This window comes from Mycobacterium sp. (assembly GCF_046091765.1).
GTDB lineage: Bacteria > Actinomycetota > Actinomycetes > Mycobacteriales > Mycobacteriaceae > Mycobacterium.
Window position 1 is genome coordinate 1 of the sequence record NZ_JBJTCF010000054.1, and the last position, 8,863, is coordinate 8,863.

The window sequence follows — 8,863 nt, forward strand, 5'->3', positions numbered from 1 at the left end:
CGCCGACATCACCTCGAACGCGGCTCGCAGAGCCGCCTCGTGGTCGGCGACTCCGCCTTCCTCGCCGATCCGCTCGACGATGCCGTCCACGATCGACACACCGCTGGCCGGCTGCACCAGGGAGTATTTCAGCGACGACGACCCCGAGTTGAGAACCAGGACGGTGCCGGCATCGGTCATCGGGTGCCCTGCGCCTGAATCGCGGTGATCGCCACGGTATTGACGATGTCCTCGACCAGCGCCCCGCGGGAGAGGTCGTTGATGGGTTTGTTGAGCCCTTGCAGCACCGGGCCGATGGCGATCGCACCGGCACTTCGCTGCACGGCCTTGTAGGTGTTGTTCCCGGTGTTGAGGTCCGGAAAGATCAGCACGGTCGCCTTCCCGGCGACCGGCGACTCGGGCATCTTGGCTGCCGCGACGGTCGGGTCCACCGCCGCGTCGTACTGGATCGGTCCTTCCACCAGCAGCATCGGTGCGCGGTTGCGGACGATTTCGGTGGCTGCCCTGACCTTGTCCACGCCCGCGCCGCTGCCCGACTCGCCGGTGGAGTAGGACAGCATCGCCACCCGCGGCTGGATGCCGAACTGCTCGGCGGTGTGGGCTGAACTGATCGCGATGTCGGCAAGTTGCTCAGCGGTCGGATCGGGAACGATCGCGCAGTCTCCGTACGCCAGAACCCGGTCGGAGAGACACATGAAGAAAATGCTCGACACCGTCGAGACCCCGGGCTGGGTCTTGATGATCTCGAAAGCCGGGCGCACGGTGTGCGCGGTGGTGTGGGCGGCCCCGGAGACCATCCCGTCGACGATGCCGTTGTGTACCAGCATCGTGCCGAAGTAGGAGACGTCGCGGATGATCTCGCGGGCCTGCTCGAGCGTCACTCCCTTGGAACTGCGCAGTTCGGCGTACTGGACGGCGAAATCGGCGCACAGCTCGCTGGTACGGGGGTCCACCACCGTTGCCGTGGACAGGTCGACGCCGAGTTCTGCTGCCCGGGTGCGGACCAGGGTCTCCTCGCCCAGGATCGTCAGTTCGGCGACACCGCGCAGCAAGAGCCGGCCGGCCGCCTTGAGAATGCGATCGTCGTCCCCTTCGGGCAGCACGATGCGCTGCCGGTCGGAGCTCGCGTGTTCCATCAGCTGATGGGTGAACATCTGCGGCGTGGTCACCGTCGGGATCGGGATCGCCAGAACGTCCAGTAATTCGTCGATGTCGACGTAGCGCTCGACGAGTTTGATCGCGGTGTCGATCTTTCGGTGCGACGACGCGGTGATCCGCCCGCGGGTGTGGGCGACCGCACTGGCAGCCTCAAAGGTGCGCAGCTCACTGGCGATGATCGGCAGCCGCAGGCCGACTCCGGTGACCAGACGCGCGATCTCCCGATGCAGCGGCAGCCCACCGTTGAGGATGATCACCGACAGCGACGGGAATCCCTCGGCTACGTGCGCACCTGCCACCGCGAGGACGACGTCGGATCGATCACCCGGGGTGATCACCGCGGCTCCCTCGGTCAGCCGCTCCAGCACGTGTTCGGCGGTCATGCCGGCCACCATGACGTCGATCGCCTCCCGGGAGAGCAGCGAGGGATCGCCGTGCACCAGGGTCCCTTTCACGGCCACGCGCAACTCCTCGACCGTCGCCGCGGCCAGCAGGGGCTCCTCGGGCAGGACGTAGACCGGTGGCCCGAGACTCCGGCAGGCCTTGAGGACGTCGACCATCTTCTCCGGTTCACATCGATTGGCCACCACTGCCGCGGTGTGCGTGTACTGGGCGGACAACTCGGTCAGCGACAGTTCGATGACCGCGGCGATCTCGGCCGGACTGCGATCGGTGGCCCGGACCGACAACAGCACCGGCGCGCCCAGATTGGCTGCGATGCGCGCGTTGACCGCCAGTTCCGTCGGAGAGGCGATGTCGGTGAAGTCCGAGCCGACGATCACCATCGCGTCGCAATGCTCAGCGGCTTCGTGGTAGCGATCGACGATATCGCCGATTGCTCCGTCGGGATCCTCATGCAGACGCTGATAGGAAACCCCGACGCAGTCCTGGTAGGACAGACCGGCGTCACTTTGGGCGAGCAGCAGCTCGAGGATGTAGTCGCTGTCTTCGCGACGGATGATGGGCCGGAACACCCCCACTTTGGGAACCTTCGCACTCAGCCGGTGCATAACACCCAGTGCAACGGTGGACTTGCCGGTCTCACCCTCGGGAGATGCGATGTAGATCGCCCTCGGTCCTGTCAGCGCTGCCACGCCGACAGCATTACTCACCGGCGCGATACCCGCGGGGCGTTAACCAAGTTTTCGCAGTCGCGGCAGCAGATCTTTCTCGAAGAGCTGCAGAAACCGCCGCTGGTCGTGACCGGGCGCGTGGAAGACGAGGTGGTTGAGTCCGTAGTCCAGATAGGCGGCCACCTTTTCGACGGCCTCGTCCGGATCGGCCGAGACGATCCAGCGTCGGGCAACCTGCTCGATCGGCAACGCGTCGGCCAGCCGCTCCATCTCCCTGGGATCCGACACGGTGTGCTTCTGTTCGGGAGTCAGCGACAGCGGCGCCCAGAACCGGCAGTTGCTCAGTGCCATCTCGGGGTCGGTGTCGTAGGAGATCTTGATCTCGATCATCTTGTCGATCGTGTCGAGGTCGCGACCGGCCGCCTCGGCGCCCTCACGCACGGCGGGCATCAGCTTCTCGGTGTAGAGCTCCTCGCCCTTGCCCGAGGTGCAGATGAACCCGTCGCCGGCACGGCCGGCGTACTTGGCGACCACCGGCCCGCCCGCGCCGATGTAGACCGGAACCCCACCCTCGGGCACGTCATAGATCGAGGCACCCCTGAGCTGGTAGTACTCGCCTTCGAAGTCCACCCGCTCCCCGCGCCACAGCTCCCGCATCAGCCGCACCGACTCGCGCAGCCGGGCGAAGCGTTCCTTGAAGTCCGGCCACTCCTCGATGGACCCGGTGGCGATCTCGTTGAGCGCCTCACCGGTGCCCACCCCCAGGAAGACCCGTCCCGGGTAGAGGCAACCCATCGTCGCGAAAGCCTGGGCGATGACGGCGGGGTTGTAGCGGAACGTCGGGGTCAGCACCGACGTGCCCAGGGTGATCCGCCTGGTGCGCTCGCCCACCGCCGTCATCCACGACAACGCGAAGGGCGAGTGTCCGCCCTCGTGACGCCACGGGTTGAAGTGGTCGCTCACCGACGCGCTGTCCATGCCGTGTTCCTCGGCGAGCACGCCGAGTTCGACCAACTCGCGGGGGGCGAACTGCTCCGCCGACGCCTTGTATCCGAGCCTGAGTTCCACCACGACTTCGTTTCTACTCTGTCGGCGGGGGCTTGTCCCTAGACTCCGCACATGTCACCGGTGCTGACGGCGGTCACCGAGCACGTCCACCTCGCGCAGACACCCCTGGTGAACTGGACGGTGGTCGTCGACGACAGCGGGGTCATGCTCATCGACGCGGGCTTCCCCGGCAACCGTGACGATGTGGTGACGTCGTTGGCGACGCTGGGCCGCACCCCCGCAGAAGTCCGGGCGATCCTGCTGACCCACGCTCACGTCGACCACCTCGGCACCGCGATCTGGTTCGCCGCCGCCCACCGGACCCCGGTGCTGTGCCACCCCGGTGAGGTCGGCCACGCCCGGCGCGACTACCTCCAGCAGGCGTCCCCCGCCGCGCTGCTGGCCCAGGCCTGGCGCCCGCGCTGGCTGAAGTGGTCGCTGGAGGTGCTCGCCAAGGGCGGCCTGGAGCGGGCCGGCATCCCCCAGGTGCGGGAACTGACCCCCGCCATCGCCGCGACGCTGCCCGGCCGGCCGGTGGCGATCCCGACGCCGGGCCACACCGGGGGGCACTGTTCGTACGTCGTGGACGGTGTCCTGGTCACCGGCGACGCGTTGGTGACCGGTCATCCGCTGGCCCGCAGTCGCGGTCCTCAGCTGCTGCCGGCGATGTTCAACCACAACCAGCCCGACTGCCTGCGCAGCCTGGGTGCCCTCGCCGAGGCCCGCACCGACCTGCTGCTGCCCGGCCACGGTGATCTGTGGGTGGGTCCGATCCGCGAGGCGGCCCGCCAGGCCGCGGGGTGACGTGCGGGCCCGGTCAGCCGAGCGCGGGTCGCGGGTCGCCGGCCCGGTAGGACTCGAGCGCCTCCAGCGTGTCGCCGAGCCGATCCGGATCCAGCCGATAGGGACCGTCGTCGGCGAGCCCGCTGCCCACCAGCGTGGCGCCGACCGCCAGGTCCGCCGCACCGTCATGGCTGATCCAGATCCGGGTGACCGGTTCGACGGCGGGGTCGTCGAACTCGGTGGCCGAAGGCGGGTACACCCAGCTCACCATGCCGTCGCCGACGCTCGCGTCGTCGGCGACCCAGCCGCGCTCCGCCATCACCTCGTCGACACCGGCCACCGCCTCGGCGACCGGGTCACCGAACCGATCGCCTGACGGATCACCGAACAGTTCGTGGTACACCGGGTCAGCAACCCCGGTCGAGTCGCGGGCGGCTTGGCGCTTCCTGCGCCGCGCCTGCTTGGCCGCCTTTCGGACCCCCGGGTTCCGCGCCACTAGGACAGGGCACGGTCGAGGTCGGCGATCAGATCCTCGGTGCCCTCGAGCCCGACCGACACACGGACCACGCCGTCGCCCAAGCCGATCGCTGCCCGGCCGTCAGGGCCCATGGCGCGGTGGGTCGTCGTGGCCGGGTGGGTGATCAGCGTCTTGGCGTCGCCCAGGTTGTTGGAGATGTCGATGACGGAGAGCTTGTCCAGGACCTCAAACGCGCGCTGTTTGGCGCGCCCTGCGGGAGCGTCGAGTTCGAAGGTCACCACCGTGCCCCCGCCGGTCATCTGACGCTTGGCCAAATCGTGCTGTGGGTGCGACGGCAGGAACGGGTAGCGCACCGAGCGGACGGCCGGGTGCGCTTCGAGGAACTCCGCGATCCGCTGCGCGGAAGCATTGCTGTAGTTGACCCGTACTGAGAGCGTCTCGAGACCCTTGAGCAGCACCCAGGCGTTGAACGGGCTCAGAGCGGGGCCGGTGTGGCGCATCAGTGTCTGCACCGGACCATCGATGTATTCACTGTCACCCAGGATCGCACCACCCAGCACGCGGCCCTGGCCGTCGATGTGCTTGGTGCCCGAGTAGATGACAACGTCCACCCCGAGCGGAATGCCCTGTTGCAGAAGCGGTGTCGCAAAGACGTTGTCCAGCACGACTTTCGCGCCCGCGGAGTGGGCCATCTCCGAAACCGCAGCGATGTCGACGAGCGACTGCATGGGGTTGGACGGCGTCTCGAAGAAGACCGCCTGGGTGGGCTCGGCGAGCGCCTTCTCCCACTGGTCGAGGTCTTCGCCGTCAACGAAGACGGTTTCCACACCCCACCGGGGCAGGATCTCGTTACAGACCACGAAGCACGATCCGAACAGGCTGCGGCCGGCCACCAGTCGGTCCCCGGCACCCAGCAGCGCACCCAACCCGGTGAATACCGCTGCCATCCCCGATCCGGTCGCGAACACCGCGGGGGCGCCCTCGATCAGTCGCAGCCGTTCCTCGAACATGGCCACCGTCGGGTTTCCGTATCGGGAGTAGACGAAGCGCTCGACCTCGCCGGTGAACGCCTTCTCCGCCTCAGCGGCAGACCCGTAGACGTAGCCGGAGGTCAGATAGAGCGCCTCGGCGGTCTCCTCGAAACCCGAGCGCAACAGGCCTCCCCGCACCCCGATGGTGGCCTGGCTGACGCCCTCCGGAAGCGGCGCGGGGGTCCGCACCGACGGGATGTCGTCGTCCGGCTCCGTCATCAGGTCTGCTTCCAGGGCAGGCCTTCCGCACGCCATCCGGTGCCGCCCCGGTGGCCGTGCTCGTCGAGGTCGCCCTCGAAGCCCTCAAGAATGTTGTAGGACGGGCCGATACCCGCCGCGGTGGCGGCTTCGGCCGCTGCGATGGACCGCTTGCCCGAACGGCACAGGAAGATCACCGGCCGCTCTCCCGGTGTGACGCCGGCGGCGATCAGGTCGGCGACGAAGTTCTCGTTGCGCTTCCCGTCGTTGCTGTTCCACTCGATGAACACCACCTCGCGGCCCACCTCGGACAGATCGGGCGCGCCAACCCATTTCCACTCCACGTCAGTACGGACGTCGACGAGCACCGCGTCTGAGTTGGCGCGCAGCATCTCCCAGCTCTGTTGCGGCGTGATGTCTCCGGCGTAGCTCATAGCCGTGAGTCTATGCATATCCGCCTACCGCGGTCCTGCCGAGCACACCTTCCACTCGCCGCTCTCCCGGGCGAACGTCATCGGCACACTGACCTGGGCATCCTCGGCCTTTTCGAAGTGATACGTCACCGTCGCGGTCGCCCGATCGGCGTCGACCGTGATCCCGGTGACATCGTCGACGTAGCGCGGGCCCTTGGCGCTGCGGGACTGTCGCTGGTCAGCGAGCAACTGGGATTCGTCGCCCTGCTGCGCCTGGCAGGTGAAGCTGCGGAAATCGGCGTAGTCCTCGCGCTGCAGCGCGTCGTTCTGACCGACGACCGCGCGCCCGATCCCGGCCTCGTTCCGGCGGTCCTCACCGCGGATCGCCCACAGCAGCACCGCTGCGAGAACCACGATCCCCACCACCGCCAGCGCGGTCAGGATCGGCATCAGGCTGGGGCGGTGTTCGTCGGGTTCGGTCATGGTGACGACAGGATAGGCCCGCTCCCCCGCGCCCCACCCGCTCCACGGCTCGACAGCCGGGCGAAGATGGTCGGCATGCACCGCGCGCCTGCGATTCGTCGCCCGCTGTGGCAGCGTTTCGGCGATCTGGTCGCGTCGCCGCGATCATGGGTGCTGGGACTTCTCGTCGCGATGGCCGGCGGCGCTGTGCTGGGGTTGATTCCAGCGACCGGCGCAGCGGAGCGCTCCCCGGTGGTGGTGCCGCCGACCGCGGAGTCGGCCCGGGCGACCGAACTGCTCCGGCAGTTCCCGGGCGGCGATCAGGTGCCGGTCATCCTGCTGGTCACCCGCACCGACGGCGGAACGCTCTCACCGGCAGACCTGAGCGCCGCGCAGGACGCCCGCGCACGGATGACCGAGCGGGACGGTGCCCAGGCCGGTGCCCAGGCCGGTGCCCCGCCGGCACCGCTGATCCCCTCGGCGGACGGCCGGGCGGCCCTGGCGCCGGTGCCACTGGACCCCGACCTGACCGGGTTCGCGCTCTCCGATCAGGTCACGGCCTTGCGGACAGCTGCGCGGGACGGTCTGCCGGCGGACCTGAAGGTCAACGTGACCGGAGGCCCGGCATTCGGCGCCGATATCGCCAACTCGTTCGCGGGAGCCAACTTCGTCCTGCTCGGGGTGACAGTGGGAGTGGTCGCGCTACTGCTGATCGTCACCTACCGCTCCCCGGTGCTGTGGCTGGTGCCGCTGCTGGTGATCGCTTTCGCCGACCGGGTCGCAGCCGTGCTGGGCTCGGCCATCGCCGAGGCCGTCGGGGTCGGCGGTGACGGCTCGACATCGGGTATCACCAGCGTCCTGGTCTTCGGCGCCGGCACCAACTACGCCCTGCTGCTGATCTCCCGCTACCGGGAGGAGTTGCGGCGCGACGTCAACCACCGGGCCGCCCTGAGCACCGCCGTGCGCCTCGCCGCCCCGGCGATCGTGGCCAGTAACGCGACCGTGGTGCTGGCTCTGCTGACGCTGCTCTTCGCCGACTCGCCCAGCACGCGCAGCCTGGGTGTGGAAGCGGCGTCCGGGTTGCTGGTGGCTGCGGTCTTCGTCCTGCTGGCCCTGCCGCCGTCTCTGGCCCTGTTCGGCCGGAAGTTGTTCTGGCCCTTCATTCCCCAGCCCGGTAATGACTCGATTGATTCCGGGGCCTGGTACCGGATCGCCCACTGGGTCTCGGGGCACGCCGGTCGGGTGGCCGTCGCTTCGATCCTGGTCCTGGGCGGGTTGGCCACCGGCCTGCTCGGCACACCGGTCGGCCTGTCGCTGGTCGACCAATTCAGGGTCAGCGCCGACTCCATCGACGGCTTCACGACGCTGGCCGCCCACTTCCCCAGTGGCGTCACCGATCCGACGCGGGTGATCGCCCCTACCGGCTCGGCAGACGCGGTGACCGCCGCCGCCGCGCGCACGCCCGGTGTCGCCTCGGCGATTCCCACCGGAACATCCGATTCCGGGCTGACCCAGTGGCAGGTCGTCATCGACGCCGAACCGGCCTCCCCGCAGGCGTTCGAGATCGTTGCCGCCCTGCGGAATTCGGTCCACCAGGCCGACGCCGGCGCTCTCGTCGGCGGCACGGATGCCCAGGCGCTGGACGCGCGGGACACCGCGGTCCGGGACCGGCAGGTGGTGATGCCAGCCGTGCTGGTGGTCGTGCTTCTGGTGCTCTACGCCCTCCTGCGGGCGGTTCTGGCACCGCCCGTGCTGGCGGCGGCCACGGTGCTCTCGACCCTGGCGGCACTGGGTCTGGGCGGGTGGGTCAGCGTGCACCTGCTCGGTTTCCCGGCTCTGGATAACTCAGTGCCGCTGTTCGCGTTCCTGTTCCTGGTTGCGCTCGGTATCGACTACACCATCTTCCTGGTGACCCGGGCCTGGGAGGAGACGCCGCTGTACGGCACGCGCGGCGGGATCGTCCGGGCCGTTTCGGCCACCGGTGGCGTGATCACCAGCGCCGGCATCGTGCTGGCCGCCGTGTTCTGCGTGCTCGGGGTGCTGCCGCTGATCGCCTTGACCCAGATGGGCATCATCGTGGGCCTGGGAATCCTGCTCGACACGTTCGTCGTGCGTACCGTTGTCATCCCCGCGCTTTTCACGCTGATCGGCCCGAGGATCTGGTGGCCCGCCTTCCGGCCCGAGGACATTGAGCGGACCGACCGGCTACCGGTGCTGAAC

The 8,863-nt window shown here is 68.7% G+C and carries 8 protein-coding genes and 1 pseudogene; 2 read left to right on the forward strand and 7 right to left on the reverse strand.

All coding sequences use genetic code 11. The features are described from left to right. The 3 genes and pseudogenes from ACKOB8_RS05280 to fgd all read right to left on the reverse strand — a co-directional run. Window positions 1-180 (reverse strand): annotated as a pseudogene (locus tag ACKOB8_RS05280) (acetate kinase); the annotation flags it as partial. Further along, window positions 177-2,243, reverse strand: a complete 2,067-nt coding sequence (pta, locus tag ACKOB8_RS05285; RefSeq protein ID WP_526376176.1) for a phosphate acetyltransferase — start codon at window positions 2,241-2,243, stop codon at window positions 177-179. The pseudogene ACKOB8_RS05280 and the gene pta, both read right to left, overlap by 4 nt. Window positions 2,244-2,291: 48 nt before the next feature. Next, a complete protein-coding gene (gene fgd, locus ACKOB8_RS05290; protein WP_526376170.1) occupies window positions 2,292-3,302 on the reverse strand; it encodes a glucose-6-phosphate dehydrogenase (coenzyme-F420) in 1,011 nt (336 codons plus the stop codon). A 48-nt stretch (window positions 3,303-3,350) separates the two neighbouring features. Here fgd and ACKOB8_RS05295 point away from each other — a divergent pair, with 48 nt between their 5' ends. Further along, window positions 3,351-4,082, forward strand: a complete 732-nt coding sequence (locus ACKOB8_RS05295) for an MBL fold metallo-hydrolase (RefSeq protein ID WP_526376171.1) — start codon at window positions 3,351-3,353, stop codon at window positions 4,080-4,082. 13 nt (window positions 4,083-4,095) lie between these two features. Here the strand turns inward: ACKOB8_RS05295 and ACKOB8_RS05300 are convergent, their stop codons facing one another. From ACKOB8_RS05300 to ACKOB8_RS05315, 4 genes are read right to left on the reverse strand one after another with little or no spacing between them, the layout of a single operon-like run. Next, window positions 4,096-4,557, reverse strand: coding sequence for a hypothetical protein (locus ACKOB8_RS05300; protein WP_526376172.1), 462 nt, complete (start codon window positions 4,555-4,557; stop codon window positions 4,096-4,098). Next, entirely contained in the window at window positions 4,557-5,789 is a 1,233-nt protein-coding gene (locus ACKOB8_RS05305) for an O-succinylhomoserine sulfhydrylase (RefSeq protein ID WP_526376173.1), read from the reverse strand. The genes ACKOB8_RS05300 and ACKOB8_RS05305 overlap by 1 nt, the downstream gene beginning before the upstream one ends. Further along, window positions 5,789-6,202, reverse strand: coding sequence for a rhodanese-like domain-containing protein (locus ACKOB8_RS05310; protein WP_526376174.1), 414 nt, complete (start codon window positions 6,200-6,202; stop codon window positions 5,789-5,791). Before ACKOB8_RS05310 ends, ACKOB8_RS05305 begins: the two co-directional genes overlap by 1 nt. Window positions 6,203-6,226: 24 nt before the next feature. Beyond that, window positions 6,227-6,664: an Rv0361 family membrane protein gene (locus tag ACKOB8_RS05315; RefSeq protein ID WP_526376175.1), complete on the reverse strand. Its 438-nt coding sequence runs from the start codon at window positions 6,662-6,664 to the stop codon at window positions 6,227-6,229. Window positions 6,665-6,835: 171 nt separating this feature from the next. Here ACKOB8_RS05315 and ACKOB8_RS05320 point away from each other — a divergent pair. Continuing rightward, the coding region (locus ACKOB8_RS05320; protein ID WP_526376177.1) for an MMPL family transporter at window positions 6,836-8,863 on the forward strand (2,028 nt) is incomplete at its 3' end.

Bases quoted from the DNA above. Each gene is read 5' to 3' on its own strand.
- ACKOB8_RS05295 (WP_526376171.1), top strand. From the start codon at position 3,351: ATGTCACCGGTGCTGACGGCGGTCACCGAGCACGTCCACCTCGCGCAG.
- ACKOB8_RS05305 (WP_526376173.1), bottom strand. From the start codon at position 5,789: ATGACGGAGCCGGACGACGACATCCCGTCGGTGCGGACCCCCGCGCCG.
- ACKOB8_RS05310 (WP_526376174.1), bottom strand. From the start codon at position 6,202: ATGAGCTACGCCGGAGACATCACGCCGCAACAGAGCTGGGAGATGCTG.
- ACKOB8_RS05315 (WP_526376175.1), bottom strand. From the start codon at position 6,664: ATGACCGAACCCGACGAACACCGCCCCAGCCTGATGCCGATCCTGACC.